The organism is Bacillus sp. 01N42_2 (genome assembly GCF_056399565.1).
This window is the reverse complement of sequence record NZ_JBFTRO010000003.1, coordinates 279,750-303,339: the sequence shown is the minus strand read 5'-3', so window position 1 is coordinate 303,339 and position 23,590 is coordinate 279,750. Positions and strand designations below refer to the sequence as shown.

Genomic DNA, 23,590 nt, shown 5'->3' with positions numbered 1-23,590 from the left:
CGGGAAGAGTACAAGAAAGACGCATGAAGAGAGAGAAGCTACTGTGCTGAAAGGCTTCTTATGCCGTCTCATTGGAAGGTCGCCCGGGAGCATAATTTCTTGAACATACAGTAGAGAAATTCGGGCCGCACCCGTTATCCGTTTAAGTGCATGAACAAATCTGTTCATGAAAAAAGGTGGTACCGCGAAAGAGCTTTTCGTCCTTTATCAGGATGAAGGCTCTTTTTTAGTTGCTCAGCCATTTCTAAACATGCTGGAGGGTTATCATGGATACAAACGAACAAACAATGCCGACAAAATATGATCCGTCTGCGATTGAAAAAGGCCGCTATGATTTTTGGCTGAAAGGAAAATATTTTGAAGCGGGCGGCGATCAAACAAAACAGCCGTATTCTGTCGTCATTCCGCCGCCGAACGTGACGGGCAGGCTACACCTCGGTCATGCGTGGGATACGACGCTGCAAGATATCGTTACGCGTATGAAACGTATGCAGGGCTATGACGTGCTCTGGCTTCCGGGGATGGATCACGCCGGGATTGCCACTCAGGCAAAAGTCGAAGCGAAACTCCGCGAACAGGGTACAAGCCGCTATGACCTTGGCCGCGAAAAGTTTCTTGAAGAAACGTGGAAGTGGAAGGAAGAGTACGCTGATTTCATCCGCAGCCAATGGGCCAAAATGGGGCTCGGGCTCGATTATTCGCGCGAACGTTTTACTCTTGATGAAGGGCTGAACAAAGCCGTGCGTGAAGTATTCGTCAAATTGTACGAAAAAGGTTTGATTTACAGAGGCGAATATATCATCAACTGGGACCCTGCCACAAAAACGGCTTTGTCCGATATTGAAGTGATTTACAAAGACGTACAGGGCGCGTTTTATCATTTGCGCTATCCGTTAGCAGACGGTTCAGGCTCAATTGAAATCGCGACCACCCGTCCGGAAACGATGCTTGGCGACACGGCTGTCGCGGTTCATCCTGAAGATGAGCGCTACAAGCACTTAATCGGCAAAACGGTGATTCTGCCGATTACAAACCGCGAAATTCCGATCGTCGGCGATGATTACGTAGACATGGAATTCGGATCAGGAGCCGTTAAAATCACGCCTGCCCATGACCCGAATGACTTTGAACTCGGAAACCGCCACAATTTAGAACGGATTCTCGTCATGAATGAAGACGGAACAATGAATGAAAAAGCGCTGCAATATAACGGAATGGACCGGTTTGAATGCCGCAAAAAACTCGTCAAAGACCTTCAGGAGACAGGCGTTCTCTTTAAAATCGAAGACCATATGCATTCAGTCGGACACAGTGAGAGAAGCGGCGCCGTTGTTGAGCCGTATCTGTCCACACAATGGTTTGTCAAAATGCAGCCGCTGGCCGATGCGGCGGTTGACCTTCAGTCGAAAGAAGAGAAAGTTCACTTCGTTCCTGACCGTTTCGAGAAAACGTACCTGCACTGGATGGAAAACATCCGTGATTGGTGTATTTCCCGTCAGCTTTGGTGGGGCCACCGCATCCCGGCTTGGTATCATAAAGAAACAAAAGAAGTGTATGTCGGCCTTGAAGCGCCTGAGGACAGCGAAAATTGGGAACAGGATTCAGACGTGCTTGATACATGGTTCAGCTCCGCGCTGTGGCCGTTTTCTACAATGGGCTGGCCTGATGGAAATGCTGAAGACTTTAAGCGTTATTACTCAACCGATGTGCTTGTGACAGGGTATGACATTATCTTCTTCTGGGTATCCCGGATGATTTTCCAAGGTCTTGAGTTTACAGGTGAGCGCCCGTTCAAAGACGTGCTGATCCACGGCTTAATCCGTGACGAGCAGGGCAGAAAAATGAGTAAATCCCTTGGGAACGGCGTTGATCCGATGGATGTCATCGACAAGTACGGAGCGGATTCACTGCGCTACTTCCTGGCAACCGGAAGCTCACCTGGGCAGGATCTCCGTTTCAGCTATGAAAAAGTGGAATCCACATGGAATTTCGCAAATAAAATTTGGAACGCTTCCCGTTTTGCTTTAATGAACATGGACGGCATGACGTATGACGAACTTGATCTGTCCGGTGAAAAATCAGTTGCTGATAAGTGGATTCTTACAAGACTGAATGAAACGATTGAAGACGTTACCCAGCTTGCGGATCGTTATGAATTCGGTGAAGTCGGACGCCATCTGTACAACTTTATCTGGGACGATGTGTGCGACTGGTATATCGAAATGGCGAAGCTTCCGCTGTACGGGGAAGATGAAGCGGCGAAGAAAACAACCCGCTCTGTTCTTGCTTACGTGCTTGACCAGACGATGCGTCTTCTGCACCCGTTTATGCCGTTCTTAACAGAGGAAATCTGGCAGCACCTTCCTCATGAAGGCGAGTCAATCACGATCAGCTCTTGGCCTGTTCCGGTTCCGGAACATACGGACAAAGAGGCAGCGGCGGATATGAAACTGCTTGTTGAATTAATCCGTTCTGTCCGCAATATCCGAAGTGAAGTTAACACGCCGATGAGCAAACAGGTTGAACTTTACATTAAAACATCTACGGAAGATATTGCCGGACGCCTTGAGAAGAACCGTTCTTACGTTGAGCGTTTCACAAATCCGAGCACGCTGAAAATCGGGACGGATATCACCGCGGCAGACAAAGCGATGACAGCGGTCGTCACCGGAGCGGAAGTGATTCTGCCGCTTGAAGGGCTGATTAACATCGATGAGGAAATCGCCCGTCTGCAAAAAGAATTCGACAAGCTGACAAAAGAAGTCGAACGCGTTCAGAAAAAACTCGGCAACGAAGGATTCATCAAAAAAGCTCCTGAGCAAGTCATTGAAGAAGAACGCGCAAAAGAGAAAGACTACACGGCAAAACGCGAAGCTGTCCGGCAGCGGATCGCAGAGCTGAAAGGCTGATAAAACAGCGGGGCGGTTTCCTATGAAACCGCCTTGTTGTATAAAAGAGGGGATTTCATTGTTTAATACGTACAAAGAAGCGATCAGCTGGATTCACGGCAGACTTAAGTTCGGCGTTAAGCCGGGCCTTCTCCGTATGGAAAGGCTGATGGAAAAATTGGAACATCCGGAAAAGAACATCCGCGCCATTCATGTCGCGGGCACAAACGGCAAAGGCTCCACAGTCTCTTTTATCCGTTCCGTGCTTCAAGAAGCCGGTTATACGGTCGGCACATTCACATCTCCCTACATCATTACGTTCAATGAGCGTATCAGCGTAAACGGCACGCCGATTTCTGATGAGGAATGGAGAGCGCTCGTTAATGAAATCAAACCGATAGTCGATGAGATTGATAAAACCGATGCCGGAACGGTGACAGAATTTGAAATCATTACAGCGTGTGCATTTTTATATTTTGCGAAGCGGGATGATATCGATTTTGTTATTTTTGAAGCGGGGCTCGGCGGCACATTCGATTCAACCAATATTGTGAAACCGCTTTTGTCGGTCATTACAAGCATCGGACATGACCATATGGCGATTTTAGGCAATACCATCGAGGAGATCGCCGGGCAGAAAGCCGGTATTATTAAAAATGCCACTCCGGTCATTACAGGTGTCAATCAGCCGGAAGCACTCGGCGTTATTGAAGCGGAGGCCGAAGAAAAGCAGGCTCCGTGCCAGTCGCTATATAAAACATGCAGACTGTTTAATGGTGCGGCGCTTCCGTCCGGCGAAAGCTTTTCGCTGGAAACGGAAACGAAATGTTATGAGGACGTTCAAACGTCGCTGATCGGCATTCATCAAAGGCAGAATGCGGCCTTGGCGATATTGGCCGCTGAATGGCTGAATCGCCTGAAAATCACTGCCATTTCTGAAGAAGCATTGCGAAACGGTCTGAAAAAAGCTTCATGGCCGGGCCGGTTTGAACAGCTTCAAAGCCGCCCTTTAGTGTTTGCGGACGGCGCCCATAATGAAGAAGGCGTTGATACGCTGACAGAAACGATCAGGCAGCGATTTGCCGATAAAAGCGTCCATGTCGTATTCAGCGCATTAAAAGACAAACCGTATCAGGAAATGATTAAAAAGCTTGAAACCGAAGCAGATTCCATTCATTTTGCGTCATTTGACTTTCTGCGTGCCGCAAGCGCCGAAGACCTTTACAATGCAAGCGGTCTTGCGGATAAGAGCTTTGATGAGAACCCGGACAGTGTGAAAGAGTGGATAGAACAAAAAGACGGAGCGGATGATGTCATCATCATTACCGGTTCTCTATACTTTATTTCAGAAATGAGAAAGCGGCTGATCTGACAGCCCCTGGAACACCCGGCAAGCCATTTTACGGTTTTGCCGGGTGTTTTTATGAGGAAAACACATTTTCAGCCATTTCAGGCATGATATTTTTCTATGCTACAATCTGAGCCAGATTGATAGAAAAGGTGTGATCTGAGTGCTTTTCATTCTGTTTGTTCTCGGTCTGATTTTCGGTTCTTTTTTTTATACAGTCGCATGCCGTATTCCGCTTCGAATCTCGGTTATTTCGCCGCGTTCATCCTGTTCGTTCTGCGGCTTGCCGCTCTCCTGGGGGGAGCTTGTGCCCGTTGTTTCCTATATCCTGCAAAGAGGAAGGTGCAGACACTGCCGTACGAAGCTGTCAGTGATGTATCCGGCAGCGGAATGCTGGACGGCATGTTTATTCACGGCTGCCGGTATCCATTTCGGTTTCTCAAAAGAGCTGCTAATCGCGCTGTTATTTCTGTCTCTGCTGATGATTGTTACTGTGACGGATCTGCAATATATGCTGATTCCTGACAAGGTTCTGCTGTTTTTTCTTCCGCTTTTTATCGCCGGCCGTATTTTTTCTCCGCTGGATTCATGGTATGCGGGGTTTGCCGGAGCTGTTTGCGGATTTGCTCTGCTTGTTTTTATCATGTTTGTCAGTAAAGGAGGCATCGGCGCAGGTGATGTGAAGCTGTTTGGAGTGATCGGGCTTGCGCTCGGTGTGAAGCTCGTCCTTATTGCATTCTTTCTTTCCGTTATAATCGGAGCCGTATACGGTATGTGCGCCGCAGCGGGGGGCAGGCTTGGTAAAAAGCAGCCTTACCCGTTTGCGCCGGCCATCGCAGCCGGGAGCGCTGTGAGTTACTTATACGGTGAAGAGCTGTTCGCGTTTTACATCACACTCGCTTCAGGCGGTGCTTGAAAAATTTGGCGAACGTTTTTTGGACAAGACGACAAAAGTCTTGTTCTTTTTTTTTACGCCTATGCTAAAGTGTGAACCATGATCAGTTCAAGGTACGGCCAAGACGAATGCAAGGGGGAAGAGACGTTGAAAAAAAGGAAAAGCAAAAAGAACAGCAAAGCCAAAAACAATGCCCTTAAAGTAACGATTAACGGAAAAGAAGAAACGATGTATGGACAAGAAGATGTGAATGAAGGCGGGGAGAAAACCGTCACATTTTCAAATTGGGAAGAAACAAAGAAGGCGGAGCAGGAGATTGCAGCATCTCATGAAGATCCGAAAGAAGAAGATTTCAATTGGGATGATGAGAAGAATCAAGAGGTATTTGAAGACGATCCGAAAGTCGTCCCGCCATACCAGAAGAAAAACACGGGTCCTCATTTTCCGAAAAAGAAGCAGCCGTCATCTCCAGTTAAAAAAGCGGTCACGACAATTGCCGTTGCGGCTGTTTTAGGCACCGGCCTCGGCCTTGTCGCCTTAAATATGTCGGGAAGTAAAGAAGCCTCCGCCCCCGCCTCCGCTGACAAAGGTTCACAAGGACAGACGGTGAAAGCGGGAGACGTTTCAAAAGACAAATCAGAAACAAGCGGCACAGGAAACGCGGAACAGTCAGACGGAAACTATAAAACATTTGCGGTGCAGGCCGGAAAATTCTCATCAGAAAAAGGAGCGCAAACGCTTGTTGACCAGCTGACTGAAAAAGGATACTCGGCTGTCTCTCTGGCAAAAGAAGACGGGTACACATACGTGATCGCGGGTCTTGCAGCGGAAAAAAGCTTATCACAGCAATTGGGCCAGACACTGATAGACCATGATTTTGAGGCTTGGGGCGGAAAAGAGCTCAGCTTTGCGGTCGATTCAGGATTGGAAGGCTCTTTTAAACAAGCATCTGAGCTCTCGGCCAAAGCGATTACCGGCAAAGACATTTCAAAAACGGATGTGGCTGAAGCAGCCAAAGCCGCAGACGGCGCAGACGCAGCTGACAAAAAGCAGAAAGAGGCCGTGCTTCAAGCGCTGAAAGAACTGGAAACGTCCGGTTCCGAATCCGGCTGGAAAGCTCAAAAACAGCTTTTAAGCGTTGTGAAATAATAATCTCTCAATTCCCGTCATCCGGCGGGATTTTTTATTTTGTCATCAAAAAGTTATTTTTCTGAAATTGTGGTTGCCCGTTTGATTTGGTAGGATAGACAAGTATCTTTTTTTCTTAAGCAAACCCTGAAAGGATGACAATCATGACAAAACGCTTAATACTCGCATCACAATCTCCGCGAAGAAAAGAACTCCTTAATCTTCTTCAGATTCCTTACAGCATTATTGCGAGCCGCACAGATGAAAAATTAAATCGAAACCTTTCGCCGGAAGAAAACGTCCAATGTTTGGCCGAGCAAAAAGCCGGTGCTGTATTGGCCGAAAATCCCGATGCAGCCGTTATCGGCGCTGACACGATGGTGTGCATAGACGGCGAGTGCCTCGGCAAGCCGCGTGACAGAGAAGAAGCGGCACGCATGCTGCGGAGGCTTTCCGGCCGAAGCCATCAAGTCATTACGGCGGTCAGCATTCAGACGCATGACCGGAAAGAAACGTTCTGTGACACGACGGAAGTGACGTTTTGGCCGCTCAGTGAAGACGAAATACAGCTCTACATTGAAACTAAAGAACCGATGGATAAAGCAGGTGCATACGGCATCCAAGGAAAAGGCGCGCTTTTAGTGAAAAAAATAGACGGTGATTTCTATTCTGTCGTCGGGCTTCCTGTCGCTAAAACAATGAGAGCCCTGAAAGAATTTAATATAAAAGCTTGATGTTCAAACCGGGAAGGGGAACAAGGAGGGGTTGATCATCCGTGATCTGCCGTTAAAATTAAGAGATTTCCCCGAAAATGAAAAACCGAGAGAGCGGCTTCTGCACTTCGGAGCCGAACATCTGTCTAACAATGAACTGCTTGCCATCCTGCTGCGGACGGGAACGAAACACGAGTCCGTCATGAACCTCTCTCACCGGCTGCTGCGGACGTTTGACGGACTGCGCCTGTTAAAAGGCGCTTCTGCTCAGGAGCTTTCCAGCATTCCCGGAATCGGCACGGTGAAGGCCGTTCAGATTCTTGCCGCAATTGAGCTGGGCAGCCGTATTCATAAGACTGCCGCCGGGGAGCACCGGGTCATCCGTTCTCCCGAAGACGGGGCGAAGTATGTGATGGAGGATATGCGCTTTTTATCCCAGGAGCATTTTGTCTGTTTATATTTAAATACTAAAAATCAAGTCATTCATAAACGCACCGTTTTTATCGGAAGTCTGAATTCATCTATTGTCCACCCGCGGGAGGTGTTTAAAGAAGCTTTCAAACGATCCGCCGCATCCTTCATTTGCGTTCACAATCATCCTTCAGGAGATCCTACACCGAGCAGGGAAGATATAGAGGTAACCAGGCGGCTTTTTGAGTGCGGAAATTTAATCGGCATCGAGCTGCTCGATCATTTGGTCATTGGTGACAAAAAATTTGTGAGTTTAAAGGAAAAAGGATATTTGTAACACTTTTTTTTTCGTTGATTTAAGATATAATAGATTTTATGAGTTTTTCCCTTTAGGGTATTTTTGCTTTAAGAAAGGAAGATACATACATATGTTCGGAATTGGTACAAGAGACCTTGGTATAGATTTGGGAACTGCGAATACGCTTGTGTTTGTTAAAGGTAAAGGAATTGTTGTGAGAGAGCCGTCAGTCGTTGCTCTGCAAACGGATACGAAATCGATCGTTGCGGTCGGTAACGATGCGAAAAACATGATCGGAAGAACTCCGGGCAACGTGGTTGCGCTCCGTCCGATGAAAGACGGCGTTATCGCTGATTATGAAACAACTGCGACAATGATGAAATATTACATTAATCAGGCTGTGAAAAATAAAGGATTATTTGCGAGAAAGCCGTACGTTATGGTGTGTGTGCCGTCAGGTATTACTGCCGTTGAAGAACGGGCGGTCATTGACGCGACAAGACAAGCGGGCGCACGCGACGCTTATCCGATTGAAGAACCGTTTGCGGCAGCAATCGGCGCGAATCTTCCTGTATGGGAGCCTACGGGCAGCATGGTCGTTGATATCGGCGGCGGAACAACTGAAGTGGCGATCATTTCATTAGGAGGCATTGTCACGTCTCAGTCAATCCGCGTAGCCGGTGACGAAATGGACGACTCAATCATCAGCTATATCAGAAAAACATATAATCTGATGATCGGTGACCGTACGGCGGAAGCCATTAAAATGGAAATCGGTTCAGCAGAAACCGGTGAAGAAAACGCGTCAATGGAAATCCGCGGCCGCGACCTTCTGACAGGTCTGCCGAAAACGATCGAAATTACGGGAACGGAAATTGCAAATGCCCTGCGTGATACAGTTCTTTCAATCGTTGACGCGGTGAAGAGCACGCTTGAAAAAACACCGCCTGAGCTGGCCGCTGACATTATGGACAGAGGTATTGTGTTAACCGGGGGAGGCGCCCTGCTCCGCAATCTCGACAAAGTCATCAGCGACGAAACGAAAATGCCTGTACTTATCGCTGAAGATCCGCTGGATTGTGTTGCGATCGGCACTGGAAAAGCACTGGAGCACATCCATCTTTTCAAAGGAAAAACAAGATAATCAGGAGTTAAATAGAAGAGGTGTATCACGATGCCGAACAAACGGTTAATGCTATTACTTCTGTGTATTATCATATTGGTGGCTATGATTGGATTCTCGCTGAAGAACGGCCGTAATACCACCTGGCCTGAAAAGCTGATCGGTGATACGACGGGAGTATTTCAAAATATTTTTCACACGCCTGCCGAATATTTTGCAGGGTTCTTCGGGGACATAAAAGACCTGAAAAACACGTACAAAGAAAACGAACGCTTAAGACAAAAGCTGGACGGACAGACACAATATGAAGCGAAGCTCCAAGAACTCAAAGATGAAAACAAGAAGCTGCGTGATGAACTCGGACATGTCAAATCGATTTCCGACTATGATCCGATTTTAGCGACCGTTATCGCCAGAAATCCTGATCAATGGTACAAGCAGATCATGATCAATAAAGGAACGAAGCAGAAAGTGGCCAAGGACATGGCGGTCACAAACGAAAAGGGTGCGCTTGTCGGGAAGATCAAAAGCAGCGGACTCAACAGTTTCACATCAGCCGTTCAGCTGCTGAGCGATGTTGACCGCAACAACAGAGTGGCCACCAAAATCTCCGGCAAAAAGGGAAGCAAAGGCTACGGTTTAATTGAGGGGTATGATAAAAAGAAACAGACCCTGAAAATGACCATCCTTGAACCGGATGAAAAACGCGAAGTGAAAAAAGGCGACCTTGTGGAGACCTCCGGAACGGGCGGCGTATTTCCTCAAGGGCTGACGGTCGGCGAAGTAACCGATGTCGAATCAGATGCTTACGGCCTGACGAAAATCGCTTACGTTAAACCGGCTGCCAACCTGTATGATCTTGACCATGTCATCGTTGTCAATCGAAGCGTAGCAACAGGGGAGGAAGGATCGTGAAACGTTTCCTTCTCCCTTTGATTATGATTTTGGTCTTTTGTGCGGAAAGCATCTATACAGATCTGGTGCATTTTCCTTTCGTTTCCGACGAGCAGCAGGTCGTTCCGCATTTTCTTTTGCTTGCGCTGATTTTTATGTCCGCTTATATCAACCAAAAGCATGCGGTGATCTACGGTCTCATTTTCGGACTTCTTTATGACATCAATTATACGGGTGTTTTAGGCGTTTATATGTTTGGTTTTGCCGGTTTATGCTACCTGGCGGCCAAAGCGTTTAAAGTGCTGCAGACAAATGCCCTGATGGTCATTCTGGTCGCTGTGCTGAGCGTATGTGTGCTTGAATTTTACGTTTACGGCATTCAGACGTTAATCCGCAGCGGCACAATGACGTTTAACGACTTTGTCATTCAGCGGTTTTTGCCGACTGCTGTGCTGAATATTGCGGGAGCCATTATATTAGTCCTGCCCTTTAGGCTGTTTTATATAAGTCTGAAGAAAGAATTAAGAGATGAGTAAAAAGGATTTTATCTTTTTTTGACGAAAAGAGTATGTTGTTGAGGTGAACATTGATGAAGACCAAAAAGCAGCAATATGTAACAATAAAAGGAACAAAAAACGGCTTAACATTGCATCTGGATGATGCGTGTTCTTTTGATGAGCTTCTCGATGGTCTTCAAAATATGCTGTCGATTGAACAATATACTGATGGCAAAGGCCAAAAAATCAGTGTTCATATCAAACTAGGGCATCGGTATCTGTATCAGGAACAGGCAGAGCAGCTGACTGATCTGATCGCGTCAAAGAAAGATTTAGTCGTGCATTCAATTGACAGTGAAGTCATCGCCAAAGAAGAAGCGCAGCGGATGAAAGAGGAGCAGGAAATTGTTTCTGTTTCTAAAATCATCCGTTCAGGTCAGGTGCTTCACGTAACGGGAGATTTGCTTTTAATCGGAGATGTGAATCCCGGCGGTACGATCAGAGCCGGAGGAAATATATTTGTTCTCGGTTCATTAAAAGGGATTGCCCATGCGGGTTATAACGGAAATAACCGGGCTGTGATCGCCGCATCCGAAATGATGCCGACACAATTGAGGATCAATCATGTGTTAAATCGCTCCCCAGACCACATTCAAAAAGGGAACGACATGGAATGTGCTTATTTAGATACTGACGGAAATATGGTCATTGAACGCCTTCAACAATTGGCTCATTTAAGACCTGATCTAACAAGGCTTGAGGGAGGAATGTGAAATTGGGTGAGGCTATCGTAATAACTTCGGGAAAAGGCGGAGTAGGTAAAACAACAACATCTGCAAACCTCGGTACCGCCTTAGCCATTTTAGGGAAGCGCGTCTGTCTGGTAGACACAGATATCGGACTGCGCAACCTTGATGTCGTAATGGGTCTTGAAAACAGAATTATTTACGACTTAGTAGATGTAATTGAAGGCAGATGCAAGACGCATCAGGCGCTTGTCAAGGACAAACGTTTTGATGACCTGCTTCATTTAATGCCGGCTGCCCAGACAAGCGACAAAACGGCTGTTGTCCCTGAGCAGATCAAATCGCTTGTGCAGGAGCTCAAGCAGGAATTTGATTATGTCATTATCGATTGTCCGGCCGGAATTGAACAAGGCTATAAAAATGCCGTTTCCGGAGCTGATAAGGCGATTGTGGTGACGACGCCGGAAATATCAGCGGTTCGGGACGCTGACCGCATTATCGGACTTTTGGAGCAGGAAGATATTGAACCGCCGCGCCTCATCGTCAACCGCATCAGAAATCACCTCATGAAAAACGGTGACACGATGGATGTGGATGAGGTTGTTCATCATCTGTCTATTGATCTCCTCGGAATCGTTGCTGACGATGATGAAGTGATCAGAGCTTCAAATATCGGCGAACCGATTGCCATGAATTCTAAAAACCGCGCCAGCATTGCTTACCGCAATATCGCCCGGCGTATTTTAGGAGAATCCGTTCCTTTGCAGGTGCTTGAAGAGCAGCAAAAAGGGATGATGGCGAAAATCAAGTCGTTTTTCGGCGTGCGTTCATAAATATACTGGAATACAAAGATCTGATAAAGCCCAGCTTATCAGGTCTTTTTTGTTTTTTAAGAGCGCATATTTGCAATGGACAAGACATAAGATGTACAAACCCAACGATTGCAAAGGATGATGGCGATGAGTCACAGAGCTGATGAAATTAGAAAAAGACTGGCCAAAAGGAGAAAACCGCGCCCTGAACCAAAACGGACTTTCGTTCAAAATGCCCGACCGCAGAAGCCTCCCGCATGGCAGACGGTCAAGGAGCAGGAAAAGCACAGGCTCCTTCCGGACTATGAATATCAAACGGAACATCCGCCCGAATTTAACGGACGGCATCCATTGATCAACGCTCATTCTATTATTTTGAAATGCCTGCTGGCCGCCTGTCTCGTACTGATTTCCGCTATCGCCTATAAAACTGACAAACTGCCGCTGAGTCAGATTAAACCGGCGATTGCACAAACCTTTCAAAAAGAATTTCAGTTTGCTGCCGTGAATCATTGGTTTGTATCCTCATTCGGAAACCCGCTCGCTTTTCTCACCCCGGGAACGAAAAAGAAGGACGGTCAGGTAGCGGTCAGCCAGGATATGGCCGTTCCCGCCGCGGGGAAAATCCAGCAGAACTTTCAGAATAACGGAGAAGGCGTCGTTGTTGAAACGGCCAGTGAAGCCATTGACAGCGTAAAAGAAGGCTACATTACGGAAGTGAGCAAAGATGAAAAAACAGGGCTGACTGTGAAGGTGCAGCATGCCGACAATACAAGCAGCATTTACGGCCGGCTCAAAGATGTTGACGTATCATTGTATGACTTTGTCGATAAAGGAAAAAAGATCGGTTCGATCAAGCTTAACGATAAAAGTAAAGGACAGTATTATTTCGCGATTCAGGATGGCGATAAATTCATAGATCCGATTCAGGTGATCACATTTGATGAATAAATGGCTCAGCCTTCTCTTCAAAATTCATGTCCATCCTTTTCTTTGGATTATCATGGGGCTTGGTCTTCTGACGGGGCACATTAAAGCGCTGCTGTGTCTTTTGCTGGTCGTATCCGTTCATGAGCTGGGGCATGCTGCTCTGGCTGTGTTTTTTTCGTGGCGCATTAAACGCGTCTTTCTGCTCCCTTTCGGCGGGACGGTTGAGGTGGAGGAGCACGGAAACCGGCCGCTTAAAGAGGAATTCGCGGTCATTCTGGCGGGCCCGCTCCAGCATGTGTGGCTTCAGGCGGCAGCCTGGCTCCTTTTTATGTCCGGCTTTACAAGTCAGCAGACATTTGAGATGTTTACCTTTTATAATCTCTCCATTCTTTTCATCAACCTTTTGCCGATCTGGCCGCTTGACGGCGGAAAGTTTGTGTTTTTATACTTCTCTAAACAAATGGCTTTTCAAAAAGCGCATCTCCTCAGCCTGCAGACATCAGCCGTTTTTGCGCTTTTGCTCTGCTGCTGGATTGTGCTGGCCGTCCCCCTCCAGGTCAGCGCATGGGTGCTGTTCGTCTTTCTCGCCGCTTCTTTATGGGATGAATACCGCAAGCGGCATTATATTCAGCTGAGGTTTCTTTTAGAGAGATATTACGGTAAAAACCGCGATGTCGCCATGCTGCATCCTTTGACTGTCGCAGCCGATGCCAAAGTAAAGCATGTCATGGCCGAATTTAAACGGGGCTGCAAGCATCCCATTATCATAGAAAAAGCCGGCGAGAAGATCAGCCAGCTTGATGAAAATGAAGTGCTTCATGCATATTTTGCCGATAAACGGACAGATTCCTCCATGGAAGACCTGCTGCTGCCTTACTAGAAATAGATTGACATATCTCTTTAGGTCTGATATATTTTTTAATGTTATGGATATGTAGCACCAATGCTACAACCGCTCGGGACAGGTGATAAGAGCTTTAAAGCCCCCTGTTGCTGGCGAGTCTTAGTCTAATAGGAGGTGCAGAGAATGTACGCAATCATTAAAACAGGCGGAAAACAAATCAAAGTTGAAGAAGGTCAAACTGTTTACATCGAAAAACTTGCTGCTGAAGCAGGTGAAACAGTGACGTTTGAAGACGTATTGTTTGTTGGCGGAGACAGCGTGAAAGTCGGCAACCCAACAGTTGCAGGCGCGACAGTTACAGCTAAAGTTGAAAAACAAGGCCGTGCGAAAAAAATCACTGTTTTCCGTTACAAGGCAAAGAAAAATGTTCATAAAAAACAAGGTCATCGTCAGCCTTATACTAAATTGACAATCGAAAAAATCAACGCGTAAGCATGATTGAGGCAACAATTCGAAGATCCCGAAATGACGGGGGCATTTTGTCCTTTGAAATGACGGGACATGCCGATTTTGCTGAACATGGACGAGATCTCGTTTGCGCCGGGGTTACGGCTGTCGTTTTCGGGGCGGTCAATGCGGTTATCGCGCTGGCTCCTCTCGAACCGATTCTTGATATAGGCGAGGACGGGGGTTATTTCTACTTTGAATTCCCTGAAGCCGCTGATCAGGAAGCTTTGCAAAAAGCGCAGCTGCTGATTGAAGGCATGATTGTTTCTCTTGAAACGATCGAGCGGGATTACAGTGAACACTTACGGTTGACTGCAAACCAAATATAGGAGGTGAGTTACATGCTTAGATTAGATCTTCAGTTTTTCGCTTCTAAAAAAGGTGTAGGTTCTACAAAGAACGGACGTGACTCTGAATCTAAACGTTTAGGCGCTAAACGTGCAGACGGTCAATTCGTAACAGGCGGATCTATCCTTTACCGTCAACGCGGAACGAAAATCTACCCAGGTGAAAACGTGGGCCGCGGAGGAGATGACACTCTTTTTGCTAAAATCGACGGAACTGTTAAATTCGAACGTTTCGGCCGTGACCGCAAAAAAGTGAGCGTATATCCTGTAGCTCAATAATGACACAAAAAACTCCGGTCGTTGACTGGAGTTTTTTTTGCAGTAAGCGGAGTAACATCAAGAATGAAAAGCAGAGGATGCGTGAGTGAACCCCGCCTTGAATGAGGACATCAGCTTCTCATACCCACTGGATATGTTCCCCAAGCAGTGATACCAAAAATGTTTCTGCCTGGCATCCGCAGTGCATGCGATCCGAAAAAGGAACATGATGAACCAGGAAAAACAAGTGTTTTTTTAACAAAGCCTTCTCTGTTATAATTCATAGTACACACTTATCAAGACTCCTAAAAAGAAATTAAACGATTGGGAGTGCGAAAATGAAGGATGTATCGAAGAAACAAGAAGAACCTGTAAGCGATGCGGCTCTGATTAATGAGCTGATCCAATTAATGGGCCATTTCCGTCATGATTGGATGAATAAGCTGCAGCTGATAAAAGGAAACTTAAGTTTGCAGAAGTATCACAGGGTCGTTGAAATAATCGACGAAATGGTCATAGATGCAAAGCACGAGTCAAAGCTCTCAAACCTGAAAATCCCGCACTTGGCGTTTGACTTTCTTACATTTAATTGGAAGTCCCGTTATATGAGGCTCGAATACGAAGTGCTCGGAGAAATTAAAGATTTATCGGCATATGATCAAAAGCTGTCGAACCTGATGAGAAAACTGTTTCATCTGTTCGGTCTGGCGGTAAGCAATGAAAGTGAAAATCATCTGACCGTATCGCTGCAGACGGATCACCCTGACAGACAGCTTATTGTATATCTCGATTTTCATGGAACGATTGCGAATGCAGATGTGTTTGATGAATTTCGCAAATCGCGGTATGAGGACTTTGATGTCATGCAATTTGAGCTGACCGGCCATGAATGTGTGGCCGAAATTGGAATGAACTAGCGGTTTTTTACGGTTTAGAACGGAGGATATTATGTTTGTAGATCAGGTGAAAGTATATGTAAAAGGCGGCGACGGCGGTAACGGAATGGTTGCGTTCCGCCGTGAAAAATATGTGCCGAAAGGCGGTCCTGCCGGCGGTGACGGAGGGAATGGAGGCGACGTCGTCTTTGAGGTTGATGAAGGATTGCGCACGCTTATGGACTTCCGGTACCAGCGCCATTTCAAAGCGATACGCGGCGAGCACGGCATGTCTAAAAACCAGCACGGCAGAAACGCGGACGATATGGTTGTTAAAGTTCCGCCCGGCACAGTCGTTACGGATGACGATACAAAACAGGTCATTGCCGATCTGACTGAACACGGACAGCGCGCCGTCATCGCAAAAGGCGGACGCGGCGGACGCGGGAATACCCGTTTTGCGACACCGGCTAACCCGGCACCGCAGCTGTCAGAGCACGGAGAGCCCGGAAAAGAGCGCTATATCGTGCTTGAACTGAAGGTGCTTGCAGACGTAGGTCTCGTCGGCTTCCCGAGCGTCGGAAAATCTACGCTTCTGTCTGTCGTTTCATCGGCAAAGCCGAAAATCGCCGATTATCATTTTACAACGCTTGTTCCGAATCTGGGCATGGTGGAAACGGATGACGGAAGAAGCTTCGTCATGGCGGATCTGCCCGGCCTGATTGAAGGAGCGCACGAAGGAGTCGGCTTAGGCCACCAATTTCTCCGCCATATCGAACGGACGCGCGTCATCGTTCATGTCATTGACATGTCAGCGATGGAAGGCCGTGATCCGTATGAGGATTATGTGACCATTAATCAGGAGCTCAGTGAATACAATCTGCGGCTGACGGAGCGTCCGCAAATTATCGTTGCGAATAAAATGGACATGCCAGAAGCGGCTGAAAATCTTAAAGCGTTTAAAGAAAAGCTTCAGGATGACCATCCTGTCTTCCCGATCAGCGCGGTGACGAGAGAAGGGCTCCGCGATCTTCTGTTTGAAGTCGCCAACCAGCTGGAAACAACGCCTGAATTCCCGCTGTATGATGAAGAAGAATTGGCGGAAAACCGCGTGATGTACACGATGGAAGATGAAGAAATTCCATTTAACATTACCCGTGATCCGGACGGTGCGTTTGTGCTTTCAGGTGACAGTCTGGAACGCCTCTTTAAAATGACTGACTTCTCCCGTGACGAATCCGTCAAGCGTTTTGCAAGACAGATGCGTGGAATGGGCGTTGATGAAGCGCTCAGAGAACGCGGGGCTAAAGATGGCGATATCATCCGGCTTCTGGAATTTGAATTTGAATTTATTGATTAAAAAGACGGAGAGCTTGCGATGCAGGCTCTCTGATGTAAGAGGGAGGGGTGCAGGTGAAAGAAGAGACATTTTATTTAGTGCGTGAAGACGTTCTGCCTGATGCGATGCGGAAAACCCTTGAAGTCAAAAAACTGCTGGACAGAAAAAAGGCTGAATCGGTTGCAGATGCCGTGCAGAAAGTTGATTTAAGCAGAAGCGCTTTTTACAAATACCGAGATGCGGTTTTCCCTTTTTACACGATGGTTAAAGAACAAATAATCACACTTTTCTTTCATTTGGAGGATCGGTCAGGCGCGTTGTCCCAGCTTTTGCAGGCGGTGGCTGACTCAGGAAGCAACGTGCTTTCCATTCACCAGTCGATTCCGCTTCAGGGCAGGGCGAATGTCACGCTCTCAATCAGCACATCCGCAATGGAAGAAAACATTCATACGTTAATGAATAAACTGAGAAAATTTGATTTTATAGAAAAAGTTGAGATCTTAGGGTCAGGCGCGTAAGGAGAGAAGAGAAACATGAGAGTCGGTTATTTAGGGCCAGAAGCCACATTTACACATCTAGCAGTCAGTTCCTGCTTTCAAAACAGCGTGACACAAGCACCTTATCATACAATACCTGCGTGCATGGATGCGGCGGTTGCGGGAGAAGTGGATCTTGCATTTGTTCCTTTGGAAAACGCGCTGGAGGGATCGGTTAACTTAACGATTGACTATTTGATTCATGAGCAGCCTCTTGCGATTGTGGGGGAAATGACGCTGCCGATTTACCAGCACCTGCTCGTTCACCCTTCGAGAGAAAATGAGTGGAAAAAGCTTGAGAAAATTTTTTCTCATTCACATGCGATTGCGCAATGCCACAAATTTCTTCATCGGCATTTTTCGTCTGTTCCTTATGAGTATGCGAAGTCAACAGGTGCGGCTGCTAAGTATGTGAGTGAGCATCCGGAACTTCCGATCGGCGTGATTGCGAATGAAATGGCGGCTGCTACATACGGATTGAGCATCGTGAAACGGGATATTCAGGATTATCAGGATAACCACACGAGATTCGTCATTCTTTCGCCTGAAAAAGACGTCTCATTTGAAGTGAATGCAAAACTGTCATCAAGATCAAAAACGACGATGATGGTGATGCTTCCCCAAGATGACCAATCAGGCGCACTGCACAGGGTGCTGTCCGCTTTTTCATGGAGAAACCTGAATTTATCAAAGATCGAATCGCGCCCGACAAAAACGGGTCTCGGCAACTATTTCTTTATCATTGATATTGAACAGGCGATGGATCAGGTGCTCATTCCCGGAGCCGTTCAAGAGATGGAAGCCCTCGGCTGCCGGGTCAAGCTTCTGGGAACATATCAATCCTATTCGATATAAAAAAAGCCCTTCTGGGGGCTTTTTTTTAATCTTTTATTAATATACCCGCCTCGTCTAAGGCTTGGCAGGCTTGATCAATCCGCTCTTTCGTCGGCGCGCTTAATGTATGGAGATGCACGCCTCCTGTCAGTTGTGAAAGGTAAGCGGCATTTGTCGAGTTAATGTGATCCATGAATTGTTTAACTTCTTTCCGTGTGCTGACTCTTATGGCAGCGGTTAAATCGCCGTATACGGGGTGTTCAATGATGACGTCCTTTATGGTGACCCCTTCATCGACGATGAGTTCAAGCTCTTCTTCCGTCCGCTCCGGGCCGTGCAGGCAGGCGACAATCCGTTCGGCGTTTTTTTCGCTGCCGGCATTCATGCTGATGTATAAATAGCCTTGGCTCGTTGCGATAATCGGTTCGCTTTTTGCTTTCAAGAGTGATATATCTTGTACGATCACCTGTCTTGAGACATTTGCTTTTTTGGCCAATTCGCCCCCTGTTAATGGTGAGCCGGCTTCTTTCAGCCATTGAAGCAGCATGTCGCGTCTTTTCGCCCCCGTAAGCTTCGTTCCTTCTGTCAAATTGCTGATTCTCCTTTCTTTTGCTCCCATAGCGCCGTAAGTGTATGTATCAGCATATCGAGCTGTTCACATGTTGTTTCATTTCCGAATGAGATCCGGAAAAACTGCCGCGCTTCCCGTTCGGTTTTTCTCAGCGCCTTCATAGCTGAAGAAGGGCCGTGACTGCCGGCGGAACATGCGCTCCCGGTTGAGATGCAAATATCATTACGATTACATTCTAACATAACATATTGTCCTTCAAAGGAGTGAAAAAAACACCCGACAATGTGGGGCAGGCATTCACCGTCGGTTTCTTTCTCCGAAAATGTAATAGGGAGGCCCTGAAGCCGGATTTGTTCATAAAAATATTTCCTCAGCCTCTCTGCATGCTCACGGTGTTCCGCCATGTGTTTCACTGCATACTCCGCAGCAGCGGTAAAAGCGCCGATGGCCGGTACATTCACGGTACCGGGCCTGAACCCGTTTTCATGCACGGTATGCGGATAAACCGGCTTCCAGCTGACGCCGGGCCGAATGTAAACAGCCCCGGTGCCTTTCGGGCCGTATACTTTATGACCGGAGACGGAAAGGGCATCGATTCCCGTCTGATCTGCATCAATCGGCAGTTTGCCGAAACTTTGAACACAATCGCAATGAAGCAAAATGTTTCGATGGTGAAGAAAAGCGGCCAGGCGATCCAATGGCTGGATGAGACCGATTTCTGAATTGGCGTGCTGTATAGAAACAAGCCCTGTATCAGGACGGATATGAGCCGCCAATATGTCCTCGGTTATAAGGCCGTTTCTGTCGGGGTAAATGACAGTGACTTCAATTCCCTGATCAGTTAAAAACGCCGCGGCATTATGGATCGAATGGTGTTCCATTGCGGTCGTAATAAAATGTTTTTTGTGAGAGGGAAGACCATGCAGCAATGATTGGACGGCCAGAATGTTCGCTTCCGTGCCGCCGCTTGTAAAATAAATGCCGTCTGACGCTCCGCCGATCAATTTTCCTGCAGACTGTCTGCAATATTCCAGCACATCCGCCGCTCTCCCTCCGGCATCATGAAGGCTGCTTGCATTTCCGAAAACTTCTGTACTGAGATGCTGAAAGACTTCCGCGGCTTTTTGGCTTAAAGGCGCTCCCGCCGCATAATCAAGATAAATCATACAAGCCGTCTCCTATCCGTTTATGTTAAAAAAAGCTTGAGTTTATTTTATCCTTGTGTAAATATAGGTGTCAAGACAGGTGTAAATATAACAGGAGGGTGATTATGTCTGGAAAAACAATTATCATCATTGGTTCGGGGACGGCGGCCCTTGCCTGTGCTTCTGCATTTCCTCCGTCATACCAAGTGACCGTCATAACGAAAAGAAACGTAACAAACAGCAATTCGCATTATGCTCAAGGCGGGATTGCTGTTTCATATGCAGAAGATGACTCCATTGACTCCCATGTGAACGATACACTGTATGCGGGCTGCGGCCATAATGACGTGACAGCCGTGCGGGATTTGCTGCAAAGCGGACAAAGCATGATAAACAGGCTGATAGAAAGTCAATTTCCATTTGATACGAAATCAGACGGAACATTTTGTCTCGGCAGGGAAGGCGCTCATTCCAAAAGACGAATTCTGCATGCCGGGGGAGATGCGACCGGGCGGATTTTGGTTGAGTATCTGCTTCGGCAGCTGAGGGACGGCATACGGATCATTGAACACGTAACGGCTGTTGAGCTTCTGATTGAACACGGACGGTGCGCGGGCGTTGCCGTAAAGGATGCTTCAGGCTCCGTTTCTTACAGAAGAGCGGATTGCGTAGTGCTTGCATCAGGCGGCTGCGGCAGTCTGTATCAGTATCATACAAATGATTCCGCCATAACGGGAGACGGCATCGCTCTTGCCTTACGTGCGGGAGCAGAGATCACGGATATGGAGTTCACCCAGTTTCATCCGACCCTCCTTGTGAAAAACGGGACTGTGTACGGGCTGATTTCTGAAGCTGTGAGAGGGGAAGGCGGATATTTAACGGATCGTTCAGGGCGCAGAATCATGACGGGCAGACACGCGCTTGAAGATTTGGCGCCGAGGGATGTCGTTTCACGGGCGATTTTCGAAGAAATAATGAAAGAAAATCCAGTTTACATGAATTGCAGCCGAATCGCCGATTTTAACAAACGTTTTCCGACCATAACAGAAATTTGTAAAACAGCCGGCGTTGATATTGAAAGCGGAATTCCCGTAGCCCCGGGGATGCATTTTTTAATGGGCGGAGTAAAAACCGATACATGGGGGAAAACGTCTGTGCCTGATCTCTACGCCATAGGCGAGACCGCCTGCACAGGCCTGCACGGGGCAAACCGGCTTGCGAGCAACTCGCTGCTGGAAGCCTTGGCAAGCGGACAAAGGTGTGCGGAACATATCATTCAAACACCGTTAAACGGAAGATATAAAAAAGCTTCGAAAAAATCTGACGTCATCTTACAAGTGCCGGATACAACGCTTCACATGCTCCAAGCCAAAATGACAGCCGGAGCGGGCATCGTCAGAGATAAAGAAAACATGCAGGCGCTGGCATTCTGGCTTAACAAAGTACCTGTTCATCATATGAATGTGAAGGATATCACAACGGAACAAGCCGAGCTGTCCTGCTTATGGCAGACCGCACAACTCGCCGTATCTTCTGCTCTTATCCGGGAGGAAAGCAGAGGCGCCCATTTTCGCGCTGATTTTCCCGGGACAGAGAAAGAGTGGCATGGAAAACAAATCATTCATTCAACATCAGGAACAGTTATCAGAAAAAACGAAGGGATTGGAGAAATATGGACATTCTGCAGCTGAAGCAAATGCTGACACATTTTTTTCAGGAAGATATCGGAACGGGTGACGTAACGTCACAAGCAATTTTTTCGGATCAGCAATGTAAGGCGGAGATTATCGCAAAAACAGACGGTGTGTTTGCCGGAGAAGCCGTTATCCGTGAAGGGTGGAAGCTTTTAAACAACGATATCCGCGTCCGCTCTCTGAAAAAAGACGGAGAACGGATGAAAAAAGGGGACGTGCTTGCTGAAATGGAAGGCCCGGCGGCGGCTCTTCTAACGGGGGAGCGTGTCATCCTGAATCTTATCCAAAGAATGTCAGGCATTGCGACAATGACGGATGAGGCCAAAAGGCGTCTTGATGATTCGTCCATTAAGCTTTGTGATACGAGAAAAACGACACCGGGGCTCAGAATGCTGGAAAAATACGCCGTCCGGATCGGCGGCGGCTGTAATCACCGCTTCGGCCTATATGACGGCATCATGATTAAAGATAATCATATTGCCGCCTGCGGATCGATAAAGGCGGCCATGGAGCGGGCGAGAAAAGCTGCGGGGCAAATGCTTGCGGCAGAAGTCGAAATCGAATCCGAAGAGCAGCTGCTGGAGGCAATAGAAGCGGGCGCAGACGTTATTATGTTTGACAACTGTCCGCCTGAGACCGTCCGGCGTTTTGCAGCCATGACACCGGCCCATATCAAAACGGAAGCATCCGGAGGCATAACGCTCGACACATTGCCTGCTTATAGAGGAACAGGCGTACAATATATTTCACTCGGATTTCTGACTCATTCAGTAAAAAGCGCCGATATCAGCATGGATGTTGCGGCGGCGGAACAGGGGGATTTTTCATAATGTCTATCTTTGACGTGTTAACTGCATCAGCTGACATGATGCCGAGCCATTATAAAAACTTGAGTACCGAAGAAATGGAGGAGCGGGTCGCCGCGATTAAACGGTCCTTCGGAAAACGTCTGTTCATTCCGGGACATCACTATCAAAAAGATGAAGTGATACAATTCGCCGATACTGCCGGTGACTCCCTGCAGCTTGCCCAAGCAGCCGAAAAAAATAAAGATGCGGAATATATTGTGTTTTGCGGCGTGCATTTTATGGCGGAAACGGCTGATATGCTGACTGATGATAACCAAACCGTCATTTTGCCCGATATGCGTGCCGGCTGTTCGATGGCTGATATGGCTGATATACAGCAGACAGATAAAGCATGGCAAGAGCTTCAAGAGCTGTACGGTAACACCATCATTCCGTTAACATATGTTAACTCGACGGCGGAAATTAAAGCATTCGTCGGGCGGCACGGCGGAGCAACCGTCACTTCTTCGAATGCCCGGAGCGTGCTGGAATGGGCCTTTAAACAAAAGGAAAGAATTTTATTTTTGCCGGATCAGCATTTAGGCAGAAATACAGCATATGACCTCGGCATTCCGCTGACAGAAATGGCTGTATGGGATCCGGCTCAGAACCGATTGCTTACAGACCACCCGGAAAACATTAAGGTCATTCTTTGGAAAGGACATTGCTCCGTACACGAAAAATTCACAGCGGAAAATATTTCTCAGCTGCGGCAGCGGGATTCTGACATCCGTATTATCGTTCACCCGGAATGTTCGCGGGAAGTGGTCTCACTAAGTGATGACAGCGGATCTACCAAATACATTATTGATACGATTGAACAGGCTGAGCCGGGAAGCAAGTGGGCTGTCGGCACGGAAATGAATCTTGTGCAGCGCCTCATTCAATCGCACCCGGATAAACAGATTGAATCACTGAATCCGGATATGTGTCCGTGTCTGACAATGAACAGAATCGACCTTCCGCATTTATTGTGGTCGCTTGAGCAGCTTGAAAAAGGTGAGCCGAAGGGTGTCATTAAGGTTCCGGAAGCGGTTCGGACAGAAGCGCTTCGTGCGTTGAACAGAATGCTGAGCCATACGTAAAAATAAAAAACTCCCCTCCTTTCC

25 protein-coding genes and 2 other annotated features (1 of these 27 running past the window's edge) are annotated in these 23,590 nt (G+C 47.4%); of the genes, 23 read left to right on the top strand and 2 right to left on the bottom strand.

The window, feature by feature from the left end; genetic code table 11:
* Positions 1-208 (top strand) — a binding site (T-box leader); it begins 14 nt to the left of the window's first position.
* Between the two features lie 58 nt (positions 209-266).
* The 20 genes from AC1DN5_RS09110 to pheA all read left to right on the top strand — a co-directional run bounded on the left by AC1DN5_RS09110 (position 267) and on the right by pheA (position 18,244).
* On the top strand, positions 267-2,909 hold the full coding sequence (locus AC1DN5_RS09110) for a valine--tRNA ligase (RefSeq protein ID WP_016938775.1): 2,643 nt from the start codon (positions 267-269) through the stop codon (positions 2,907-2,909).
* A 58-nt stretch (positions 2,910-2,967) separates the two neighbouring features.
* A complete protein-coding gene (locus AC1DN5_RS09105) occupies positions 2,968-4,260 on the top strand; it encodes a bifunctional folylpolyglutamate synthase/dihydrofolate synthase (protein WP_366969657.1) in 1,293 nt (430 codons plus the stop codon).
* Between the two features lie 139 nt (positions 4,261-4,399).
* Positions 4,400-5,152, top strand: a complete 753-nt coding sequence (locus AC1DN5_RS09100) for a prepilin peptidase (RefSeq protein ID WP_366969121.1) — start codon at positions 4,400-4,402, stop codon at positions 5,150-5,152.
* A 126-nt stretch (positions 5,153-5,278) separates the two neighbouring features.
* The gene (locus AC1DN5_RS09095) at positions 5,279-6,280 is read left to right on the top strand and encodes an SPOR domain-containing protein (protein ID WP_366969122.1); all 1,002 of its coding nucleotides are present in this window, start codon (positions 5,279-5,281) and stop codon (positions 6,278-6,280) included.
* 143 nt (positions 6,281-6,423) lie between these two features.
* The gene (locus AC1DN5_RS09090; protein WP_366969123.1) at positions 6,424-6,993 is read left to right on the top strand and encodes a Maf family protein; all 570 of its coding nucleotides are present in this window, start codon (positions 6,424-6,426) and stop codon (positions 6,991-6,993) included.
* A 31-nt stretch (positions 6,994-7,024) separates the two neighbouring features.
* Entirely contained in the window at positions 7,025-7,720 is a 696-nt protein-coding gene (radC, locus tag AC1DN5_RS09085; RefSeq protein ID WP_016938780.1) for a RadC family protein, read from the top strand.
* 91 nt (positions 7,721-7,811) lie between these two features.
* Positions 7,812-8,825: a cell shape-determining protein MreB gene (gene mreB, locus AC1DN5_RS09080; RefSeq protein WP_003152647.1), complete on the top strand. Its 1,014-nt coding sequence runs from the start codon at positions 7,812-7,814 to the stop codon at positions 8,823-8,825.
* Positions 8,826-8,855: 30 nt separating this feature from the next.
* Positions 8,856-9,719 carry a rod shape-determining protein MreC gene (gene mreC, locus AC1DN5_RS09075; RefSeq protein ID WP_016938781.1) on the top strand — a complete coding sequence of 288 codons (864 nt, stop codon included), beginning with the start codon at positions 8,856-8,858 and terminating at the stop codon, positions 9,717-9,719.
* Positions 9,716-10,234 (top strand): rod shape-determining protein MreD, encoded by a 519-nt coding sequence (gene mreD, locus AC1DN5_RS09070; RefSeq protein ID WP_016938782.1) that lies wholly within the window; start codon positions 9,716-9,718, stop codon positions 10,232-10,234. Before mreC ends, mreD begins: the two co-directional genes overlap by 4 nt.
* Positions 10,235-10,287: 53 nt before the next feature.
* Positions 10,288-10,968: a septum site-determining protein MinC gene (gene minC, locus AC1DN5_RS09065; RefSeq protein ID WP_016938783.1), complete on the top strand. Its 681-nt coding sequence runs from the start codon at positions 10,288-10,290 to the stop codon at positions 10,966-10,968.
* A 2-nt stretch (positions 10,969-10,970) separates the two neighbouring features.
* Positions 10,971-11,774 (top strand): septum site-determining protein MinD, encoded by an 804-nt coding sequence (gene minD / locus AC1DN5_RS09060; RefSeq protein ID WP_016938784.1) that lies wholly within the window; start codon positions 10,971-10,973, stop codon positions 11,772-11,774.
* Positions 11,775-11,900: 126 nt separating this feature from the next.
* Entirely contained in the window at positions 11,901-12,704 is an 804-nt protein-coding gene (locus tag AC1DN5_RS09055) for a M23 family metallopeptidase (protein ID WP_016938785.1), read from the top strand.
* On the top strand, positions 12,697-13,563 hold the full coding sequence (locus AC1DN5_RS09050; RefSeq protein WP_366969658.1) for a M50 family metallopeptidase: 867 nt from the start codon (positions 12,697-12,699) through the stop codon (positions 13,561-13,563). Before AC1DN5_RS09055 ends, AC1DN5_RS09050 begins: the two co-directional genes overlap by 8 nt.
* A 60-nt stretch (positions 13,564-13,623) precedes the next feature.
* Positions 13,624-13,697 (top strand) — a sequence feature (ribosomal protein L21 leader region).
* Between the two features lie 13 nt (positions 13,698-13,710).
* Positions 13,711-14,019, top strand: coding sequence for a 50S ribosomal protein L21 (gene rplU / locus AC1DN5_RS09045; RefSeq protein ID WP_016938787.1), 309 nt, complete (start codon positions 13,711-13,713; stop codon positions 14,017-14,019).
* Between the two features lie 2 nt (positions 14,020-14,021).
* Positions 14,022-14,363 carry a ribosomal-processing cysteine protease Prp gene (locus AC1DN5_RS09040; protein WP_012118103.1) on the top strand — a complete coding sequence of 114 codons (342 nt, stop codon included), beginning with the start codon at positions 14,022-14,024 and terminating at the stop codon, positions 14,361-14,363.
* A 12-nt stretch (positions 14,364-14,375) separates the two neighbouring features.
* The gene (gene rpmA / locus AC1DN5_RS09035; RefSeq protein ID WP_003152662.1) at positions 14,376-14,660 is read left to right on the top strand and encodes a 50S ribosomal protein L27; all 285 of its coding nucleotides are present in this window, start codon (positions 14,376-14,378) and stop codon (positions 14,658-14,660) included.
* Between the two features lie 317 nt (positions 14,661-14,977).
* Positions 14,978-15,556, top strand: a complete 579-nt coding sequence (locus AC1DN5_RS09030; RefSeq protein ID WP_366969124.1) for a sporulation initiation phosphotransferase B — start codon at positions 14,978-14,980, stop codon at positions 15,554-15,556.
* A 31-nt stretch (positions 15,557-15,587) separates the two neighbouring features.
* Positions 15,588-16,874: a GTPase ObgE gene (gene obgE / locus AC1DN5_RS09025; protein WP_007408172.1), complete on the top strand. Its 1,287-nt coding sequence runs from the start codon at positions 15,588-15,590 to the stop codon at positions 16,872-16,874.
* A 53-nt stretch (positions 16,875-16,927) separates the two neighbouring features.
* Entirely contained in the window at positions 16,928-17,371 is a 444-nt protein-coding gene (gene thrR, locus AC1DN5_RS09020) for a transcriptional regulator ThrR (RefSeq protein WP_016938790.1), read from the top strand.
* A gap of 15 nt (positions 17,372-17,386) precedes the next feature.
* Entirely contained in the window at positions 17,387-18,244 is an 858-nt protein-coding gene (gene pheA / locus AC1DN5_RS09015; protein WP_366969125.1) for a prephenate dehydratase, read from the top strand.
* Positions 18,245-18,269: 25 nt separating this feature from the next.
* Here pheA and AC1DN5_RS09010 read toward each other — a convergent pair whose 3' ends face one another.
* Both AC1DN5_RS09010 and AC1DN5_RS09005 read right to left on the bottom strand, forming a co-directional pair.
* Positions 18,270-18,812, bottom strand: a complete 543-nt coding sequence (locus tag AC1DN5_RS09010; protein ID WP_366969126.1) for a transcription repressor NadR — start codon at positions 18,810-18,812, stop codon at positions 18,270-18,272.
* Positions 18,809-19,960 carry an IscS subfamily cysteine desulfurase gene (locus AC1DN5_RS09005; RefSeq protein WP_366969127.1) on the bottom strand — a complete coding sequence of 384 codons (1,152 nt, stop codon included), beginning with the start codon at positions 19,958-19,960 and terminating at the stop codon, positions 18,809-18,811. The genes AC1DN5_RS09010 and AC1DN5_RS09005 overlap by 4 nt, the downstream gene beginning before the upstream one ends.
* Before the next feature lie 104 nt (positions 19,961-20,064).
* Here AC1DN5_RS09005 and nadB point away from each other — a divergent pair, with 104 nt between their 5' ends.
* Genes nadB through nadA form a run of 3 tightly spaced genes read left to right on the top strand, consistent with a single transcriptional unit; the run spans position 20,065 to position 23,566 of the window.
* Complete coding sequence (gene nadB / locus AC1DN5_RS09000) at positions 20,065-21,630, top strand: L-aspartate oxidase (RefSeq protein ID WP_366969128.1); 1,566 nt, start codon at positions 20,065-20,067, stop codon at positions 21,628-21,630.
* Entirely contained in the window at positions 21,612-22,463 is an 852-nt protein-coding gene (gene nadC, locus AC1DN5_RS08995) for a carboxylating nicotinate-nucleotide diphosphorylase (protein ID WP_045926481.1), read from the top strand. The genes nadB and nadC overlap by 19 nt, the downstream gene beginning before the upstream one ends.
* Positions 22,463-23,566: a quinolinate synthase NadA gene (gene nadA, locus AC1DN5_RS08990; RefSeq protein WP_099744705.1), complete on the top strand. Its 1,104-nt coding sequence runs from the start codon at positions 22,463-22,465 to the stop codon at positions 23,564-23,566. Before nadC ends, nadA begins: the two co-directional genes overlap by 1 nt.
* Positions 23,567-23,590 lie beyond the last annotated feature (24 nt).